Raw genomic sequence first — 20,997 nt, 5'->3', positions numbered from 1 at the left:
AAGTTCTGGGTGGCTAATTGCAACCTTCCAACCTTTAAACCTTCCAACTTTTCAACCCTTTTATCTAAAAGTTTTTCTTCTATTCTTAATATAATCTTCAAAAATATATTCCCCTAAGCCAGATAAAGAGCTGTAAAATGCTCTTCCTCCGTTAACTTGGGTAAACTGCCTTACAAATTGCTGAAGATACGGATCTTGCGCAATCATAAAAGTAGTAATTGGAATATTTAATCGTTTGCACTGGGCAGCCATATTTAGGGTTTTGCCAATAACTTTTCGGTCTAATCCCATACTATTTTTATAATACTTTCCATTTTCTTTCAAACAAGTGGGTTTTCCATCGGTAATCATAAAAATTTGTTTATTATGTGTTTTTCTACGACGTAATAAATCGGTAGCCAGCTCCAACCCAGCTAAGGTGTTGGTGTGATAAGGACCAACTTGTAAATAAGGCAGATCTTTGATAGTGATGGGCCAAGCATCGTTCCCAAACACAACAATATCGAGTGTGTCTTTTGGATATTTGGTTTTAATGAGCTCGGCCAGGGCCATCGCTGTCTTCTTTGCTGGAGTAATTCGATCTTCTCCGTATAAAATCATGGAGTGGGAGATATCGATCATTAACACGGTTGAAGTGAGTGTTTTGTAATCTTTTTCTTCAACTTCTAAGTCCCTATCTGTAAGTGTAAAATCGCCAATACCATGATTAATTTGCGCATTCTGAATTGAGGCAGTCATATCAATCTGATCTAAACTATCTCCGAATGCATATTCTCTTCTATCGGCGTTTTTCTCTTCTCCAATACCCGAAATATTGCTATTATGGTTTCCTTTTCCTGCTTTTTTAAGTTTCCCGAAAATTTCTTCTAAGGCAGACTTTCGAATGGTTTGTTCAGTCTTTGCGGTGATTTTAACCTCTCCATTTTCTTCTTTGAGGTAACCTTTTTCCTTTAGGTCATCAATAAAATCGCCCATGGCATAATCATTATTGGTAAACTTATATTGTTTATCCAATTCATTCATCCACGCTAAGGTTTCTCCTGCATCACCCGCTGTGTAATTTAGCAGTTCGGTAAAGAGTTTGAGCATCTCATCGAACCCCCCTTTTGGGCGAGTATTGGCCAAGAATTTTGAAAATTGAAAACCTCTCATATTGGGTATAAACGGAATACCGAAGGTAAAAGTTTAGTGCGTTAGTATTTTAAGCCGGATGTCATATTTGGCGCCTATTTGGACGATAATTTTAGCTGCTTGTATTTCTTACTAAAATAGTATAATGAGTACAACGTAATCAAACTTCCCATTACCGAAAGAACCACTACACTATTCGAAAAGAACGTAACCCAATTCAATTGGATTTTGAAGATTTCCTTGCTCAAAAGCACACCAATGCTCCCTACGTAACCAAATGAGTCGGCGATATAAATCAAAAAGCCCACATTACTCGCATACTTAAATGTAGAGATTAAACGATCAAAAAATACTGCATTAAAGGGAATATACACCATATACAGGCCCAGCCCAACCAAAGTCATCCACAAAAGTGGCGAGATAGAATGCATCCAAAATAAAACCGTGCACGTTCCAGCCAGTAAAAATCCTGCTAAAATAAAATAATGGGCAGTTTTAAGTGCAGTGAAATTATCTCTAATTAATACCATGCTTCCAATTAGTAGAAGCACAATTAACGTTATAGGTGTTTCTGTTTTGGAGAATAGGGTAGGTTGATTAAAAAATCCCATTTCTTTCCACATCTCTGCCCCGAAATTATCGCGGATATCTCTAAATATGGTAGCGAAACAATAAATAAGTACGCAGGCAATTAATCCCCCTAAAAATTCTTTAATAAAGTTTTTTCTATCGGCAAGAGACATTGCTATTCGCTCTGCCCTATAAGCAATATCATTGGCAGTGGGCTGAGGAATTTTCTCCATTAAAAATACAAAAAACAACAACGGTAGTGCAAACACTAATCCAGTATAAAATGGCACCCAAAACTCTGAAACGCCAAAATTAACCATTAACCAGGCGCCAACCGATTTCACAAAACCAGATGCAAAAATAAAACTTACAGCTAAGGTTGCACCAATAAAATCGGTACTTCTGCGTCCTTCTACATAGGAGAACACTACACCCCATAACATTCCCAATGGAAAACCGTTTAAGAAAAGAAAAGCAATATTATAAGGGACTGGAGTGAGGGCAAAAAATAACCAGCAAAGCCAAGCCAAGCCGGTTAGTACTAAAATGATTTTGCCTCTACCCGTTCGTTTTAATTCAGAAATGTATTTAATGCCATAAAATTTGGCCAAAAGGTAGCCCAACATCTGGCAAATCACCAATAGGGTTTTGTAGCTGTAGCCTGCTATGGTAATGCCGTCAAAAGTGGCAACAGTAAACGATTTTCGAAATCCGAAAATCATGGTATAAGCCAAAAAAACAACTACTGCAGCGTAGAGACCAGTTTTAATTTGATCGTTTTTTTTTGAGAGATTTTTCAAACTATTCTTTTGAAGTAATTATTATGGTCGTAGCGTCATGCAACGGCTATAAGTATTAAACTGAAAGATAAGTGAAAAAACTAGAATATCCTACTTCGGACTCCCATTCCGCATCGCCCTTTCGGCAATTACTACTGCTCTTCGCTCTCTCCATTCTGCATAAGGCTTTTTAAGCGCCATTTTTAACACGCTATCTAAGCCACCTTTAACCGCCAAATTGAAAACGCTCGCAGCTTTTCTAGTGAGCGATTTATCCCAGGCTCTTAAACTTAAGGAGAAAGATCCATCAACATATTTCATCCAGTGCCACATTCCTGTAGGCATAAACAACGTATCCCCATGCTCTAAGAACACTTCATAACCTTCTACGCCCTTTAATGCTGGAAATTTTTCGAAATCTGGATTGGCAACATCATAATCTTCTAAGGCATACGTAGCATTTGGTAAACAATATAAACGCTCTTTCCACTTGTTATCGAACAAGATAATATGTTTTCTGCCGCCAAAATGAGTATGGAAAAGATGAGGTAAATCGATATCGTAATGTAAAAAAGTTACCGAATTAGATCCACCAAAGAACATGGCAGGCATGCTTTCGATAAATCCTCCCATCAAATCTTTTGGGATCTTGATGTCATTAATTAAACTTGGAACATGCTTAAATAAATTGAAAAAGAAAATGCGTAATTCAGTAGGCTCTCGCTTTATCAAATCTAAGTAATCCCCAAATTTCATGCTTGCTATAGAAGCATTAATAGGTTTGTTTGGGTCGGCCTTCGAATTATCAACTAAATTTACCTCAATATCGCCACCAATTTCTTTTAAATAAGCTGTTGTCCACTTTTCTCGAGCGGGCCAATCTTTTGTTAAGCCTTTAATAATTAAGGGTTTTCTAGGGTCCAGGTAATTTTTTTTAAAATCTTCTGGACTAATAGTCTCAACAGTATCAACAGGTTTTAAAATAAAACTCATAATGTGTAATCAAGTAAATCTTGGAAAATAATTGGTTTAATTAATTGTCCAATACAAAAGTGTAAATTAATATTTAAAAAAAATATGATTAATCTCATAAATGTTAAGGCTATGATAATTCGATGTTAACAAGATAAAAAAAAGCGCTCCCGATATCGAGAACGCTTTAATTTGGTAGATAAGAACACGCTTAATGCTATTTTGGCATTAAAACAGTATCAATAACGTGAATTACTCCATTGCTTTGAAAAACATCTTTGATAGTTACCATTGCTGTGCCCCCTTTTTCGTCTTTAAGCATTAGTTTTTTGCCTTCCATCCAAGCCCATAATTTCCCGCCTTGTACGGTTGTTAACTCTGCTTTACCACCACCAGCTTTTATTGCTGCTGCAATTTCTTTACTTCCCATTTTACCAGCAACTACATGATAAGTTAAAATGGTAGTTAATGTTTTTTTGTTCTCAGGCTTAACCAAAGTGCCTACTGTACCTGCAGGTAATTTGTCGAATGCAGCATTTGTTGGTGCAAATACGGTAAATGGACCTGCGCTTTTTAAGGTTTCAACTAATCCTGCCGCTTTAACTGCTGCAACTAAAGTAGTGTGGTCTTTAGAGTTAACCGCATTGTCTACGATATCTTTGTTCGCATACATCGCAGCGCCACCAACCATCGGATTTTTTTGTGCCTGAGCATTGTTAGCAAATGCCATAGCTACTACGACAATTGCTGAGTAAAATATTTTTTTCATATTGCTTTTTGATTAATATGAAAGCAGATACGGAGAATAAATGAGGTCGGATTTTAGGAGCGTAAATATTTTTTAAATTTATTCATTGCGCCATTCCAGTATTTATCCTCCGCCAACTTTGCTTTTACGAAATTTTACGGAAAACAACTCATAGTCTAAATGTCCATACACATTAAAAATGAACATAATCGAAAAGAATACCCAATTATGGATAAATTTAACAGGCTAATAAAAACAATAACTGCGAAAATCCCAGCTTCAACTATAGCCTGTAGTGGATGAATCTTCCTCAGCAAAAAACTCGGCTGCAATTCCGTCGGCAAATAATTTGCCCTTTTTCGTAAGGGTGATGATATCTTTGTTGAGCATTAATTTCTCGTCAGCTATAAATTTCGATGCCTGTGATCGAGCTTGTTCCGCATACGTTTTTCCAAAGTCGATTTCAATTTTATTCAGGTTTACTCCCCATTGGGTACGTAAGGCCGTCATAATATACTCGTTAAATCGATTAATTTTCGATAGTTCTTCTATGGTTTCTGGAAGTTGATTTTTAATTAATGAGGCTAAATATTTAGAATTATTCGCAACATTTAAATAACGTGTAGTGCCATCGAAACCATGCGCCGATGGACCGATACCTAAATAAGGCACACCTCTCCAATAATTGGTATTGTGTACAGCGTAACGTCCTGGAAGACTATAATTCGAAATTTCATATTGCTCAAATCCTGAACCAGTAATGTGCTCATTAAGAAGTATAAATTGGGAAGCGCTTTGCTCATCATCTAGCCCCAGCTGTTTTCCCTTTTCAATAGCGTTTGCCAAAGCGGTTCTCGGTTCAACCGTTAGCGAATAGGCAGAGATATGTGGCGTTTTTAAATCGATTACCGCAGCAATATTGTGCAACCATTTCTGATCTGTTAATAAAGGGTAACCATAAATTAAATCGATACTCAGATTTTCGAAGCCTGCATCTTGACTCCTTTTAATACAGGTTTCGGCTTCAATAGCCGTGTGCGCCCTATTCATCCAAATTAAATCCTCCTCAAAAAAGGATTGGACGCCTATGCTGAAACGGTTTACAGGAAGCTGCCTCAATGCATTTATTTTTTGATGATCGAGGTCGTCGGGATTAGCCTCCATCGTAATTTCGGCATCGGCCGATATGGAAAAACATGCATTTAACGTGTCGAATATTTTCTCGAATGCCTGTGTTGATAGCACAGAGGGAGTGCCTCCACCAAAATAGATGCTTCCTATACTTTCATTTTGCAGACGATTTTTTTTTAAACGGATTTCAGTACAAATGGCATCTACCATTTCATCTGCATATTTTAAAGATGTACTGAAATGAAAATCGCAATAGGTACATGCTTTTTTGCAGAAAGGGATATGGATATAGATGCCGGCCATGCTAGTTTCTCTCTTAATTTTTTGTATTTTCGATGGTTTATGCTATTTCTGTTACTTAGTTATTACTCGTCTCGTTTTACAGGTAACAAAAGTAACAATTATCAGCTCATAAAAGCTATTGTACGGTTAGCGCAAGAAATACGGTAGTATATATGACCAATTAAAATCTATGATGAACAACTTGCCCATATTAGATCTTGCTATCATAGCACTATACCTTGTTGCAATGGTACTGGTTGGTGTTTTTTTTTCAAGAAAAAACAAGAGCGCTGAACAATTTACCAAAGCCTCGGGCAAAATTCCAGGTTGGGCAATTGGTCTTTCTATATACGCTACTTTTTTAAGTAGCAATACTTTTTTAGGTGTGCCAGGCAAAGCATTTGGCAGCAATTGGAATGCATTTGTTTTCAGTATTTCCATGCCTTTAGCAGCATGGGTGGCCGCTAAATATTTTGTGCCATTTTACCGTGCTACAGGGGAGGTTTCTGCCTATACCAACCTCGAAAAACGCTTCGGCCCCTGGGCTAGAACCTATGCGGTTGTTTGTTTTTTATTAACTCAGTTAGCACGAATGGGCTCCATTTTTTTTGGGATATCGCTTACCCTGCAAGCCCTAACAGGCTTCGATATGCAGTTAATTATGTTAATTACCGGAATATGCATTATTCTATATACTGTAATGGGTGGAATAGAAGCAGTGATCTGGACGGAAGTGGTGCAAGGGGTATTGAAAACATTAGGGGCCGTTTTAATTGTCTATTTGGTGGTTTCCAATATGCCCGGAGGTATAAGTAAGATTATCGACATTGGTACTCGAGACCACAAATTTTCTTTGGGTAGCTTAAATCTTGATTTTACAACAGCCACGTTTTGGGTGGTATTATTGTATGGCTTCTTTATCAATTTGAACAATTTTGGTATGGATCAAAACTACGTACAACGTTACCATACGGCCTCATCAGCTAAAGAAGCTTCTAAATCGATATGGCTTTGCGTGTGGATCTACGTGCCAGCATCTTTATTGTTTTTCATTATAGGAACCTGCTTATACGCGTATTATCAAGTTAATCCAGCAATGATAGAACCTGTAAAGCTGGCTGCGGCTGCAGAACGCCTTGTTAAGGGGGCTTCGGCAACAGAAATTTCTAATCTTGCGGCCACACTTAATCCTTCTGATTATGGAGATAAAGTGATGCCTCATTTTATGGTAACGATGATTCCTACAGGTCTTGTTGGTTTAATTGTTTCGGCAATTTTATCAGCTGCAATGAGTACCATTAGTTCTGGAATGAATGCATCGGCTACTGTTTTTGTGGAAGATATTTACAAGCGCTATTTCAAGCCCAGTCTCAGTGAAAAACAAAACATGAAGCTTCTTTATATAGCTACAATTGTGTTTGGTTTTGCAGGTATGGCTACCGGAATTGCAATGATTGGAGTGAAAAGTATTCTGGATATTTGGTGGCAGCTTTCGGGCATTTTTGCAGGCGGAATGCTTGGTCTTTTCCTTTTGGGGATTCTGAGTAAAAAATCGGGAAATATGGAAGCTTTTGCAGCAACAATTACGGGTATTTTGGTGATTGTATGGATGACCGTTTCTTATTTGATACCTGAAGAATATGCCTTTCTGAGAAATCCATTACATGCGAATATGGTAATTGTTATTGGTACCTTGGTTATCTTTCTAACTGGGGTTATTATTGCCAAATTCAAGAAACAAGTAGCATAAATATCGGCAAATCTAATAAAACAAGAATAAAGCACTATTTTTGCCAAATGTACCGGATACTGATTCTACTTCTTTTTTTAGGTATTGTGGGCTTTGCCCCTCAACAGGTCGATTCAGTTGTACTTCGAGCTAGAACAATAGATAGTTTAGATAGTGCAAGAACTCAATCGATTATTAGTAAAAGAGATACTGTGGCTCCCGTTTTGCTACGTGCACGCGATTCGATACAAATTGCTTTATACAGCGACAGTTTAAAAAAAAATTTCTGGCAACCTTTTCTTTACCTTCAAGAATCACTTCGTAACTATCGACATGCAGAACACGTTATTAAATACCAGCAGGGAAATTTAATTTCTCGTGGTGAAGGTTGGATTATTGCCACCATCGCTTTCTTGCTTGTTTTCTTTGCCTTTTTAAAAACTATTTTTGATAAGCAGTTAACGGCAATTGTACAATCCTTTTTTAGTAATCGGGTATTGAGTAACATTAATAGGGAAGAAAATTTATTTACTTCGTGGCCCTTTTTTCTCTTGTTTGTCCATTTTGGATTTACTATAGGTTTATTTTTTTATTTAGCAGCAAAACACGAAGACGTAAATTTTGCCAAAGATGGTTTTCAAGTTTTTGTAACCATATCTATTGGGATCATTGCTTTATATGTGCTCAAAATTGTGGTACTTCGTTTACTTGGTTACTTCTTTAACGTGCAGAAGCCAATAAATGAATACATTTCTATTTTATATTTGACTTATTTCAATGCCTCACTACTTTTCATGCCATTGGTGATTGCATTTGCGTTGTCGCCACCTCATTATGGCAAATTTTATATGGCAACTTCTGTTGTTTTATTGGTAATTATATTTGCTTTACAACTGATTAGAGCGGGAATTAATATTTTATCTCAAAATCGATTTTCAAAAGTCTATTTATTTTTGTACTTTTGCACCCTCGAAATTTGCCCTATATTAATATTAATCAAAGCAATAGGTTTTTAAGCGGTAACTACTAATATGCAGGAAAAGAACGAAGATAGAGTACTCAAAGTAAAAAGTATATTGATTACATTGCCAAAGCCCGAAACGGAAAAGTCACCTTATTTCGATTTGGCTAAAAAGTACAATTTGAAAATTGATTTTAGGTCTTTTATTCATGTCGAAGGGGTTCCGGCAAGAGATTTCAGAAAGGATAAAGTTAATTTAGCGGAATTTACGGCAGTTGTATTTACCAGTCGCAATGCGGTTGACCATTTCTTTAGAATTTGTGAAGAAATGCGGTACGAAGTGCCGGCCGACTTAAAATATTTCTGCATTTCTGAATCTACAGCTTTATACTTGCAAAAGTATATCCAATACCGAAAACGTAAGATCTTTTTTGGCAAGCAAACCGCTTCAGATTTGGCCGAAGTATTAAAAAAACATGCGACGGAAAAATTTCTTTACCCTTGTTCTGATGTAGCAACTGAAGATACCATGAATTTTCTACAGAAAAATGGCTACGATTTTACACCTGCCGTTTTATTTAGAACTGTAGTGAGTGATCTTTCCGACTTGGCAGAGGTTTTTTACGATATTATCGCGTTTTTTAGTCCATCGAGCATCCAGTCTCTTTATACTAATTTCCCAGATTTTAAGCAAAATAAAACTAGAATTGCTGCGTTTGGATTAAATACGCACAAGGCAGTGAAAGATGCAGGCTTAATCGTCGACATTGCAGCTCCAAGTCCAGAAGCCCCTTCAATGATTATGGCGATAGAAAATTATATCAAAAAATCGAACAAGTAATAAATCTCATCTTTTTACGTTGAAAAGTTTTATTCAAATTTTGTTTTATTTATTTATGCAAAATATTGGATATATCGATGATTTTCGATAAAATTGCTATTAATATAGATTTGATATTGCTATAACTGATTTTATGAGAAAAATATACTTTCTTGGTTTTTTAGCCATTTCAGTTCTTTTTTTTGGTTGTTCTAAGAATGGTCAACAGGGAGAACTAGTAGGCGCATACAATAAAAAATTTAAGAATAAAACAATTCCTTTTGGTATGGTTTTCATCCCACAAGGTAGAACGTTGATTGGTATGACGGAGGAAGACATTAGTTTTTATTCGGGTACACCAAGTAGGATGACATCCTTTACAGCCTTCTATATGGATCAAACCGAAATTACCAATGCCGAATATAGGCAGTTTGTAAACTGGGTTAGAGATTCAATCGCCATCACGTCGATGGGTCAGGCGGGTGCACCAGGTTTATATAAGGCAGTTCCTGCTGGAACTACACCTACAGGTCCACAAAACATTAACTGGAAAGCTGCAAGTAGGAAAGGAGCGCTTTGGGGTAAAAGAAGTCAGTATACTCCCAAATTGCAAAATATGTATTATACAGGTAATGATGCTTTGCCAGGAAGAAATGAAATCGACGTTAGAAAACTAAGATATGCCTATAGCTATGTGAATTCAGATTTAGTTGCTGCAGGCAGAAACGATCCAAATAAAAGTAGACAAGATTTTATCGAAACCTATACCGACAATCCTACACCAGGTAAAACGAATGAACACCCTTCGGTACAGGTTTATCCAGATACTATGGTATGGAAAATGGATTATTCGTATTCGCAGAACGATCCGATGGTTGAGTCCTATTTTAATCACCCTTCTTATGATGAATATCCTGTTGTGGGTGTAACATGGGAACAAGCTAATGCATTTTGTAATTGGAGAACGGTTTCCTATAACAATGTGGGCGCTGCAAGAGGAATTCCAGTTAATTCTAGGGCAAAATATAGATTGCCAACTGATCAGGAGTTCGAATACGCAGCCAGAGGGGGTAATGCACAAACAAAATACCCTTGGGGTGGTCCATACATCATGAACGTTAAAGGCTGTTTACAAGCTAACTTTAAAGTAGGCAGAGGAAATTACACCGATGATGGTGGGATGTACACTGTAAATGCAAAAGCATACTTGCCAAATGATTATGGTTTATATTGTATGGCAGGTAATGTGGCCGAGTGGACAAATACTGCTTATAATAGATCAGCCACCAGCTTATTGTTAGATTTTAACCCAAATTATACAAATACTGCTAAAGGCTCGAAAGTTGTTCGTGGAGGTTCATGGAAAGATATTGGCTTTTTCCTTCAAAATTCTGTGGGTACTTACGAAGTGCAAGATAAAGCTCGGTCATACATCGGCTTTCGTTGTGTATCAGATTTCGCAGGTAACAGCTTAAACTAATTTCAAAAAACTAAAAAAATTCAAAAAAAGAATATGGCAGCAAGAAAACAACCAGGTTGGTTACACGTAGCAATTTCCTGGGGAGCGAGTATAGTTATTATCGGAGCATTATGTAAAATTATTCACTTCGGTGGATCTTGGGCAAATGTTATTATTGGCGTGGGATTAGGAGTTGAAGCTGTATTATTCTTTTTAACTGGATTTTTCCCACCTGAGCCAGAGTTGCCTTGGGAACGCGTGTATCCAGAATTAAACGAAGGCTTTAAAGGCGAGTTGCCAAAAGCTACAGTAAGAGCTGCTGCTCCAACTACTGGATTTTCTTCTACTGCCGCATTAGATAAAATGTTGGTAGATGCTAAAATTGGACCAGAATTAATCGAAAGTTTAGGGACAGGTTTACGCACGTTTGGCGATAAAGTGGCAACCATTTCTAATGTTTCAGATGCTGCAATTGCAACCAATGAATTTACCGGTAAAATTAAAACCGCCTCAGCGGGTTTCGATAATTTAAGTGCCTCTTTCGAGAAAGCAACTTCGCAATTGAAAGAAATGGGCGAGAGCAATGTCGATTCTAAAGCCTATCACGATCAAGTAAATAACTTAGCTAAAAACCTTTCAGCTTTAAATGCGGTGTATGAATTAGAATTACAAGATTCGAGCGCCCATTTAAAATCAATGAATAAATTCTATTCAAATTTATCACTAACAATGAACAACTTTAACGATTCGATGGAAGATTCAAAACAGTTCAAAGATGAAGTGGGTAAATTGGCTAAAAATCTTGCCTCCTTGAATTCTATTTATGGAAATATGCTAACGGCAATGAATCAACCGCGTACTTAATTAGTTTTTTTAATTAAATCACCAAAAACAAAACCTAATTAACTATGGCTGGAGGAAGAGAAACGACAAGGCAGAAGATGATCAATATCATGTATTTGGTATTGTTAGCAATGCTTGCACTAAACGTTTCAGATACAATACTAAATGCTTTTAAGAATCTCAATGATACTTTAGATGCTTCCAGAACTGATGTAAGCAATGGTCTCGATCAAGTGTTTAGCTCATTTCAGAATAACGAATTGAAGAATAAACCAGAACGTGCGCAACCCTTATGGGATAAAGCACAAAAAGCTAGAGCATATTCCGAAGAACTGAACAAACAAATTCAACGCCTTAAGGCTGAATTTATGACTGCTGGTGAGGGCATTGATGAAGAAACAGGCGATTTTGTATTGAGAGAGAATATGGATATTGCAAACAATATCATGATTAATAAAAAAGAAGGTGAACGTTTAAAGGCGAAAATTAACGAGACTAGAGCAAAGTTAATAGCCTTATTAGATCCTAAAGATCAGGCCAATGTTTCATTTTCTTTGGCAGCAAAAGACCCAGTTAAATCGGTAAATGGGAAAAAATGGGAGGATGTTAACTTTGGAGAAGGTATACCTTTAACAGCTGCGAATACTATTTTAACTCAGATACAAAGTGATTTGAAAAGTGCTGAAAAGGAGATTGTGGAAAAACTGCTTGGAAGCATGAATCAAACACAAATTGTGTTGGATAGGTTTAAAGCTGTTGCAGTACCTTCAGGAAGTTATGTTATCCAAGGTCAACCCTATAAAGCTGAAGTTTTCTTAACGGCTAGTGACTCGAAATCTAATCCTGATATTTTGGTAGGTGGAAATGCGCTGCTGGTTAAGGATGGTGTTGGTACTTACACTGGAGGTACCGGTGCGGTGGGTTCATATACTTGGAAAGGAACCATCCGTGTTAAGCAAGCTGATGGTGAAATTAAAACTTACGAAACCCAGCCCATTACCTATCAGGTTGCAAAACCATCGGCAACGGTTTCGTCTACCAACTTAAATGTAATTTACGCAGGTATACCAAACCCTTTCTCAATTTCTGCTCCAGGTTTTTCATTAGAAAGTATTAAAGCAAGCATCTCGGCGGGAGAATTGTCGGGTTCGGCAGGAAGATACCTGGTTAATGTGCCAGGAAGTATGATTGGTAAAGAAGTAACCATTAATGTTTCAGGTACTTCAGATGGTAAAACGTTAAGTTTAGGAAGTAATGTATTCAGAGTTAAACCTATTCCTAACCCCACTGCAAAATATGCAGGAAAACTGTCTGGGGCAATATCTGGGAATAAAATATCGTTAGAGAACCAGATAACTGCTTCATTAGATAATTTCGAATTCGATATTAAGGTTAAGGTAATTAAGTTTGTGGTAACTATTCAAAAGGCTCGACAAGACGCACAGCCTTATGCATGTACTGGAGATACATTTAGTGCACCAGCAAGAGCGGCATTAGCTAATTTGCCCTATAATTCTAGAGTTTATATTGATGGTATAGTAGTTCAAATGCCAGACGGACGCCAACCTATGGTAAACTCAATGGTATTTACAGTTCAATAATTGAAACGATGAAGAGAATAATTTTAGTAATCTTATTTATTTTTGCAACGGGTTATGTGTTTGCACAAACACAGGGAACTGTTCCTCCCCCAGTTGGTAGCGATGTAAAAGTAACACCGAAAAAAAAACTAATTCCTAAAAAGGATGGTTACATAGGAACTGAGACTGCTGTTGCAGATACGGTAGTGCCTTTTTCGGTAATTAATGATGAAGATATTGCTTACGTTAAGCGGGTGTGGAGAGAAATAGATTTACGTGATAGGGGTAATTCCATATTGGCATCTCCGCAGGTAAATTTAGTTGGTGTAATTTATGCGGCATTAAATAATGGAGAACTAGATATGTATGCCGGTGATGATGAGAGCTTTAAAGGTCAACCTATAAATGCATCGAAGAAAAATGACCCTAATGCAATTAACAGCTCTAGCGCTGATACCGCATTTTTGGGTATTAATCCAAATACTAATGAAATTAATAGAGCAAATAACGAGTTTTTTAAGGCAACCTTTAATACGATAAGGATTAAGGAAGATTGGGTACTGGATATTAAAAGAGGAATTTTTGAGCCTAGAATAGTAGGTATTGCACTCGTTCGTACCGATACTAAAACCCAAGTTGATAACAATGGGAACCCTGTTGTCGATTCGCTTGGTAAAAGCGGTGTCGAGCTATCTGTGGTTTCGGGCTGGTTCAGGTATGATGATTTGCGCGAAGTATTGGTAAAAACAAAAATTGCCAATAATGGGAATGATCGATCTGGAATTAATTTTGATGATGTTTTTGTTAGAAGATTATTCTATAGCAATATTACCAAATGGTCTAACGCAGAAGATAATAGAATTCAAGATTACATTGCAAACTCTAAAGAGAGATTGTTAGAGTCAGAGAAATTCAAGAAAATTTTATCTGATTTTGAGCAGGGACTTTGGGAATACTAGGTAGCCAATTTGTCTTTCTTTTTGTTCTTTACCATCGAAGGCAGCTTAGAAAATCTAAGTTAAATGCCTTTAATCAGGTCTTTATCCACCATCTTAGGTTTCACAGGTTGTAAAAATTTGTCACCTAGCCTCAGTTACCCTTAAGCTGTTTAGATGGTGAAAAAGTTATTCAGCAAAATACTGTGCCAGCGCTTGCATTTGCCTCTTATTTAGCAATGCTGCTAATTCTTCTTCTTTCGCTTCCTTAATTCGTTTTACCGATTTAAACTTAACCAATAATTTACCGGCCGTTGCCTTTCCAATACCTTCAATTTGTTCGAGTTCGGTTTTGAGTGTTCCTTGATCTCTTTTTTTGCGGTGAAAAGTGATTCCGAAGCGATGAGCTTCATCTCGTAATTGCTGGATAATCTTCAGCGTCTCCGACTTTTTATCGAGATATAATGGTAAACTATCTCCGGGATAGTATAATTCTTCTAATCGTTTTGCGATGCCAATTACCGTTACTCTTTTATCTATACCTAATTTCTTCAAGCTCGTTAAGGCCGACGATAATTGGCCCTTGCCGCCATCGATAATGATAAGCTGGGGCAAAGTTTCCTCTTCATCTAACATTCTCTTATACCTTCTAAAAACGGCTTCTTCCATGGTGGCAAAATCGTTCGGGCCTTCTACCGTCTTCACATTAAAATGCCTGTAATCTTTTTTACTTGGTTTGGCATCTTTAAAAACTACAATTGCCGAAACAGGATACTTCCCCTGAAAATTGGAATTATCAAAACATTCTATATGTTGAGGGAGTTGCGTTAATCTTAAATCGATTTTCATTTGACTTAAAATTCGATCGGTACGTAAATCTGGATTCAGTTTTTCGTATTGGTTTAATTTCTCTTCTCTAAAGAATAATACATTTTTTTCAGAAAGTTCCAATAATTTTTTCTTCTCACCAAGTTTAGGAACGATAAGTTTTATGTTGTCATCAATTAGGGGAATGTTAAATGGAACCACAATTTCTTTTGAGGTACTCTTAAATTTGGTTCTAAACTCAGATATTGCAATGGTTAATAATTCTTCATCCGTTTCGTCCAGTCGCTTTTTAATTTCTATGGTTTGCGTTTGTATGATACTTCCATTCATCACTTTTAGATAATTTACAAAAGCATATCTTTCGTCTGATGCAATGCTTACCACATCGATATTGGTAATTGCGCTATTTACGACGGTAGATTTACTTTGATATTTTTCTAAAAAGGTTAACTTTTTCTGATAGGAATGTGCAAGCTCAAAGTTTAACTCTTCGGCAGCTAATTTTACCACCTGTTTTACATTTTTAATTACATTGCCAATTTTTCCATTCAAAATATCTTTTATTTCTTCAATATTTTGGTCGTAATCTTCTTTACTTTGGTAATTCTGGCAAGGACCTTTGCAATTTCCGATCTGATATTCTAAGCAGACCTTAAATTTGCCATCGTTAATGTTCTGAGGTGTTAACGGGAGGTTGCATGTTCTTAATGTATAAATCTCTTTGATAAGATCTAATATGGTATGCATCATGCCTACCGATGCATAAGGGCCAAAATAAGTAGACCCATCTTTGATGTATTTCCTCGTCCAATAAACTCGTGGGAAATTTTCTTTTTTAATGATAATCCATGGATAGGTTTTATCATCCTTAAGCATAATATTATACTTAGGCTGATGCTTTTTTATCAAGCTATTTTCCAATAGCCAAGCATCAATCTCTGTATCTACAATGGTAAAGCTTATTCTCCTGATTTTAGAAACCAGCACTTTAGTTTTGCCGTTAAATTGCTGTTTATCTTGATTAAAATACGAGCCAACACGATTTCGTAAATCTTTTGCTTTCCCAATGTAGATTAGCAAATCTTCTGCATCGTAATATTGATACACTCCGGGTTTATGCGGAACGTCTATCAATGCCTTTTTATAATCGAAAGCGCTCATTAGTTAAACATTACACCGATTTAAAACCCTAACTTTTTATCGAGTTCATTTTGCTCTTGATCGTTTGGTTTTGTGTATAAATCGCAATTGAGCTCGATGCCAACTCCCTCTTTTGGCGGTTCGAAATCGGCTCTACTTATTTTTAATCTGGGATTGGCATATACGCGCTTCATAAATCCCGCAAAAATTGGCAAAGCAGAATTGGCACCCTCTCCATCACGTGTGCTTGTAAAATGGAATGCACGATCTTCACACCCTGTCCACACCCCAGCTACAATATCTGGCGATATGGCCATAAACCAGCCATCCGAGTTGTTTTGAGTAGTGCCAGTTTTACCGCCAATAGGAGTGTTTATTCCATATTTTCCACTTAATCTCCAACCAGTTCCTCCTGTAATTACCCCTCTTAGCATTCGGGTCATCACATACGCACTTTCTTCATTCATCGCCAATTTAACAATAGGTTTACTTTCGTAAAGTACTACACCATTTTTGTCTTCAATTCGAGTGATGTAAGTAGGTTGTATCCATGCACCTTTATTTGCAAAAACACCATAAGCACCTACCATTTCAAAAATTGAAGCATCGAAAGAACCTAAGCAAATTGAAGGAACTGCTGGAACCTCTGAAGTTATTCCCATTTTTTTAATCTCATTTACTACCGCGGTCGGACCAACGGCTTTCATCAAATAAGCAGCAATATAATTTTGAGAATAGGCCAAAGCTTTTTGAAGAGTTATCGATCCGGGTAAAGTGCCCGACGATTTTGGAGTCCAATCTTCGCTACCCGGATTGGAAATCGTAACAGGTACATTCTCCACTTGCATGCAAGGAGAATAACCATTTTCTATAGCTACGGCATAGGTAAACGGTTTTGCAGTAGAACCTACTTGTCGGGTTCCAGTTTTTACCTGATCATATTTAAAATGCTCGAAGTTAATTCCACCTACCCAAGCTTTAATAAATCCGGTTTTTGGATCCATCGCCATCATCGCATTTCGCAACAATAGTTTGTAATATTTAACAGAGTCGATCGGTTTCATTACCGTGTCAATATTTCCTTTCCAGCTAAAAATGCTCAGGTTGGTAGGTGTATTAAAATCGGCGGCAATCTCCTCATCCGTTTTTCCATCTAATTTTAATGATTTATAACGGTCAGATCTTTTTACACCTTGATCTATTTGCAATTCCATGCCTTTGAATGGATTTCTACCTTTCCAACTGTTATTGAATTGCTTCTGCAAAATTTTCATGTATTCTCTTTGTGCTTCTTCAGCATACACTTGCATGTCGTAGTTAATGGTAGTAATAATTTTTAAGCCATCTCGATCTAAATCGTAAGGTGCGCCATTTTTGGTAATGGAGCGCTCTTCTAAAATCCTTCGTACATCCGACTTTAGGACCGCTCTAAAATAGGGAGCTATGCCATCGTTCGAAGTGGCTGGATTAAAATGGAGATTAAGTGGCTTTTCTTTAGCGGTTTCAAACTCTTGTTGCGTTAAAAAATCTGCCTTTACCATTAGAGCCATTACGGTATTTCTTCGAGTTAATGCCCTTTCTGGGTTTCTAGTTGGCGAATAACGCGTTATTCCGCGCTGTATGCCTACTAGAACTGCTGCTTGAGGTACCGTTAACTTATCTGGAGTAGTATCAAAATAAACTCTGGCGGCCGATTTAATACCGTATGCTTGGTTTCCAAAATCGACTGTATTTAAATACATGGTAATAATTTCTTCTTTGGTATAATTGCGTTCTAACTTAACCGCAATAACCCACTCTTGAAATTTCTGTATAATTCGTTTAAGATAATTTTTTTGCCTGCCTTCCTCAGAAAAAAGATTTAATGCTAATTGTTGGGTGATGGTACTTCCCCCCTGTTTTTTGCCCATCAGGGCATAGGCGAAAATCGTAAATGTACGTTTAAAGTCGATACCCGAATGCGACATAAAACGAATGTCTTCGGTAGCGATTAGGGCATTAATTACATTTGGAGAAATTTGGGAATAACTTACATTTGACCGGTTTTTCACGAAATAGGTTCCTAAAACCTTGCCATCTTCAGAAATCACCTCGGTGGCTTCGTTACTTTTCGGGTTTTCTATGGTTCTGAAAGATGGGATATCGCCAAATAACCCGAAACCTATGCAAACAATAAATAGGGCGAAAAATGCCAATCCGCCTATTAAAAGCTTCCATAGTCTTAGATTATATTTTTTGGTAAGTTCTGGACTTAACGGTTTACTCATTGTTGTTCGTAGTTAGTTTTAAAAAATTCAAGATACCTGTTTAAAGTCGCCCTGTCTTTAATTTTATCAAAATTCTCTTTACTTATAAAGAAACTCTTATAAATGGTAGCTGGCACTTTCATTATTTTAGGTAATTGGGGTTTTATTTCTTCAGCATAATTGCGTACTTGATTTACATCTTCAAAATTACCAATATATATCACTTGGTCCTCAGGTAAATCTATAAGTTGATGTTTTAAATTGCTTCCAGCATAAGTTCCCCGGTTAAATTGACCAATTCCGAACCTTGAAGAACTTACACTAAGCTCTGTAGTTCCAACATTAACTACAAAATAATAAGTTTTCGATTCTGCCGTAGTAAATAAACCATCGGTTTTAATGGTATTAGGCACTGGTGTAGGGGGTTGATTAACAATGGTAGGTGTTTGAGCCGGCTTTGTGGCGGTTATTACAGGTGGAACTTGCACTGGTACGGGTTGTGGTGGTTGATTAGAAATGACTACTGGATTTGCTTTTTGAGCAACAAATTTGGGTGCTGTTTCATCAAAATCTAACAACGCAATTTCTCGGTTCTTAAAAATATTTAGGTTTGAGTTAATGTAGGTTAAATGATCCTTTATCAAGGGGGTAATGAGTGAATCGTTGGGAAACTGGATGGTGATTTTTTGGAAAGCAGCTAATAAGCTATCAAGGTTTTCTGTTCTGCCAATGGCAATTGCTTTTAAATAATCGTATTGTATTTGCAACGAATTCCCTGGGAAACGCTGGTTGGCATCATTTACACTTTTAATTACAGCCGCAAAATCCTTTTTTTCGTATAGCGAAAAAACCTCGTTATAGAGTTTGTTTATCGCTAAATCCAATGCGCTTTGTTTGGTGCTATAGGAGGGGTCTAAAATTGTTTTTGCGTACGAGGAAGATGGGTAATTACTAATGATTAAATTTTTATAGTAATCAGATTGAGTTTTATCTATAGCTTTATATCCCAAATACAAGCTGTAATAAATGGTTTCGAGGTGATTGTTCTTAGGAAATCGGGTTAATAAAATTTCATATACTTTAATTGCCTCCTGCTGGTCTTCCAGCACTTGTTGATAAAATGCACCAATTTCTAAATAAGCATCAATAATTTTTTGATTTGATTGGATGAATTGCTCTTGGGTAAGCGGTAACAAATTGGTATAGGCTTGAATTTGAATAGCTGTTTGATCTTTTGTATAAGCATCTGACGGATTAGCTGGTGTAACATTGCCACCTGAATTTGCATTTAACTGGTTTTGTTGGGTAAGTTGCGAAGATGATTTCACGCTTTGCCTCCAATTGTTTTCCAAAATTCTATTTCCCCATCGTTTTTTAAAGTCTGTAAAGCCTCTACTTATGGCCGTCAGGCTACTAAAATAAAAGGTATTGTTTCTGTTTTCGTTTGTGATGGTAGCCGATAGCTCTTTTTTTGCAGTATTTTTTACTTCTGCAGTTACAGGAGCTAATTTGGGTTCGAACATTAAAGCAATTTTCTTTTCCCGATCAGGAGCAGCAAGACGGGCAATAGACTGTAAAGTATCTTGGGTATTAATAATTTGGTAGCGATCGCTTAAGTAAGTTAAGTTTTGCGCTTTTTTTAAGATTTGCTCGTAATTCAGATAGTTTTTAGGAAGCGTGTTTAATGCACTATCATAATACAATTTTGCGTTCACATAATCGCTTTTATCTTTAAAGTAAAGGTCAGCTAGTTTTAAGTACGATAAACCTTTCTGGTTTTGGTTAATTGTACTTTCTTTGACAGATAACTTGTAAAATTCTTCTGCTTTTTTAAAGTCGCGATCGCCGTAATAATCTTCGGCTACCTCATAATAAATCTGATCTGCATAATCTAAATTCTTATCATCCTTTATTAGCTTTAGCAATTGCTTTTTACGATCTGATGATTGTTGATTAATTAAATCATTAACTCTTATTTTACTTAACCTAGCGTTAAAATACATTTCAAAAGGCGCATTGCTATGCTCAACTCTGGTGTAATTTTTTAAACTTGCTTCATAATTTTTATCGTATTCATAAAGTTGACCTAAAATATAAGGCCATCGAGTGCGACTTTGCTTATCACCAGAAGTTTTAACAGCCTTTTCTAAAAATTCAATGGCTTTTTTATACTCGTGTTTATTGATGTGCATTTGTGCAAGGGTGGCTAAGGGATCCGCTTTTCCACGTTTAACCGAATCGAGTGTAACGGCAACAGAATCTAATAAACGCAAAGCCATTTTGTCGTTTTGCAATTGCATGTACGTTCTTGCTTTCCAGTTTAGCGCATTTAAATAAACATTTTTGTTTTTTTTATAAGCCCGTTCTACATAATCGAAGTATTCAGCAGCATTATAATAATTTCCTTTATAGAAATTTGCCTTTCCCAATAACATATAGGCCTCGTCAATATAATTGCTAAAATTCTTTTCACTTACAATAGTTTGTGCCTTTAAAGTAATATCGTCGAGCTCTTTGTTCTCGCTTGTTGTTGCTCCATCGCTTAAATAATCTATAGAAGGGGGGGCAATGTATATGCTTAAAATTTGCTCATAATTATCTTTATAGGTTTGAGATAGATTCTCTAGATAGGTAGTAAGTAAAACATTTGAGTTATAAATATAGTTATAGCGAGCAGAAAGGTTTTGCAGTCTTCTATTTGCTGCATTATCTTTTTGTGTTGAACATGCATATAGTAGAACCATGCCAAAGCAGGTTAAACTAAATTTAAGACTAATTTTTGCGTAAGTGTTCAAGAATTTAAATTGAGTGCTTATTAACAATATAACAAAATGTATGCAAAA

15 protein-coding genes are annotated in these 20,997 nt (G+C 36.6%); 7 read left to right on the top strand and 8 right to left on the bottom strand.

What is annotated here, in order from left to right; all coding sequences use genetic code 11:
• Nucleotides 1-60: 60 nt before the first annotated feature.
• The 5 genes from WG904_RS10070 to hemW form a co-directional block, all read right to left on the bottom strand.
• Nucleotides 61-1,152: a vWA domain-containing protein gene (locus WG904_RS10070; protein ID WP_339579179.1), complete on the bottom strand. Its 1,092-nt coding sequence runs from the start codon at nt 1,150-1,152 to the stop codon at nt 61-63.
• Between the two features lie 74 nt (nt 1,153-1,226).
• On the bottom strand, nt 1,227-2,501 hold the full coding sequence (locus WG904_RS10065; RefSeq protein ID WP_339579178.1) for a DUF5690 family protein: 1,275 nt from the start codon (nt 2,499-2,501) through the stop codon (nt 1,227-1,229).
• Nucleotides 2,502-2,591: 90 nt separating this feature from the next.
• Nucleotides 2,592-3,473, bottom strand: coding sequence for a cupin-like domain-containing protein (locus tag WG904_RS10060; RefSeq protein WP_339579177.1), 882 nt, complete (start codon nt 3,471-3,473; stop codon nt 2,592-2,594).
• Between the two features lie 196 nt (nt 3,474-3,669).
• The gene (locus tag WG904_RS10055) at nt 3,670-4,221 is read right to left on the bottom strand and encodes a fasciclin domain-containing protein (RefSeq protein WP_339579176.1); all 552 of its coding nucleotides are present in this window, start codon (nt 4,219-4,221) and stop codon (nt 3,670-3,672) included.
• Between the two features lie 258 nt (nt 4,222-4,479).
• Complete coding sequence (gene hemW, locus WG904_RS10050; protein ID WP_339579175.1) at nt 4,480-5,634, bottom strand: radical SAM family heme chaperone HemW; 1,155 nt, start codon at nt 5,632-5,634, stop codon at nt 4,480-4,482.
• 169 nt (nt 5,635-5,803) lie between these two features.
• Between hemW and WG904_RS10045 the strand changes: the two genes are divergently transcribed.
• The 7 genes from WG904_RS10045 to porN all read left to right on the top strand — a co-directional run bounded on the left by WG904_RS10045 (nt 5,804) and on the right by porN (nt 13,964).
• Nucleotides 5,804-7,363, top strand: a complete 1,560-nt coding sequence (locus WG904_RS10045; protein WP_339579174.1) for a sodium:solute symporter family protein — start codon at nt 5,804-5,806, stop codon at nt 7,361-7,363.
• 47 nt (nt 7,364-7,410) lie between these two features.
• Nucleotides 7,411-8,358, top strand: coding sequence for a DUF4271 domain-containing protein (locus WG904_RS10040; RefSeq protein ID WP_339579173.1), 948 nt, complete (start codon nt 7,411-7,413; stop codon nt 8,356-8,358).
• 15 nt (nt 8,359-8,373) lie between these two features.
• Nucleotides 8,374-9,144, top strand: coding sequence for a uroporphyrinogen-III synthase (locus WG904_RS10035; RefSeq protein ID WP_339579172.1), 771 nt, complete (start codon nt 8,374-8,376; stop codon nt 9,142-9,144).
• A 133-nt stretch (nt 9,145-9,277) separates the two neighbouring features.
• Nucleotides 9,278-10,603, top strand: a complete 1,326-nt coding sequence (gene porK, locus WG904_RS10030; protein ID WP_339579171.1) for a T9SS ring complex lipoprotein PorK/GldK — start codon at nt 9,278-9,280, stop codon at nt 10,601-10,603.
• 33 nt (nt 10,604-10,636) lie between these two features.
• On the top strand, nt 10,637-11,446 hold the full coding sequence (porL, locus tag WG904_RS10025) for a type IX secretion system motor protein PorL/GldL (RefSeq protein ID WP_339579170.1): 810 nt from the start codon (nt 10,637-10,639) through the stop codon (nt 11,444-11,446).
• 44 nt (nt 11,447-11,490) lie between these two features.
• Nucleotides 11,491-13,026 (top strand): type IX secretion system motor protein PorM/GldM, encoded by a 1,536-nt coding sequence (gene porM, locus WG904_RS10020; protein ID WP_339579169.1) that lies wholly within the window; start codon nt 11,491-11,493, stop codon nt 13,024-13,026.
• Between the two features lie 8 nt (nt 13,027-13,034).
• Nucleotides 13,035-13,964 (top strand): type IX secretion system ring subunit PorN/GldN, encoded by a 930-nt coding sequence (gene porN, locus WG904_RS10015; protein WP_339579168.1) that lies wholly within the window; start codon nt 13,035-13,037, stop codon nt 13,962-13,964.
• Between the two features lie 165 nt (nt 13,965-14,129).
• Here porN and uvrC read toward each other — a convergent pair whose 3' ends face one another.
• From uvrC to porW, 3 genes are read right to left on the bottom strand one after another with little or no spacing between them, the layout of a single operon-like run.
• Nucleotides 14,130-15,929: an excinuclease ABC subunit UvrC gene (gene uvrC, locus WG904_RS10010; protein ID WP_339579167.1), complete on the bottom strand. Its 1,800-nt coding sequence runs from the start codon at nt 15,927-15,929 to the stop codon at nt 14,130-14,132.
• A gap of 20 nt (nt 15,930-15,949) precedes the next feature.
• A complete protein-coding gene (locus tag WG904_RS10005; protein WP_339579166.1) occupies nt 15,950-18,175 on the bottom strand; it encodes a penicillin-binding protein 1A in 2,226 nt (741 codons plus the stop codon).
• Nucleotides 18,172-20,898 carry a type IX secretion system periplasmic lipoprotein PorW/SprE gene (porW, locus tag WG904_RS10000; protein WP_339579165.1) on the bottom strand — a complete coding sequence of 909 codons (2,727 nt, stop codon included), beginning with the start codon at nt 20,896-20,898 and terminating at the stop codon, nt 18,172-18,174. The genes WG904_RS10005 and porW overlap by 4 nt, the downstream gene beginning before the upstream one ends.
• Nucleotides 20,899-20,997: the final 99 nt, after the last annotated feature.

The sequence above is a fragment of the Pedobacter anseongensis genome (assembly GCF_037482965.1).
GTDB classification, from domain to species: Bacteria; Bacteroidota; Bacteroidia; order Sphingobacteriales; family Sphingobacteriaceae; genus Pedobacter; species Pedobacter anseongensis.
Note: the sequence above shows the minus strand (reverse complement) of the source record. Positions and strands in the feature narration are given on the sequence as shown.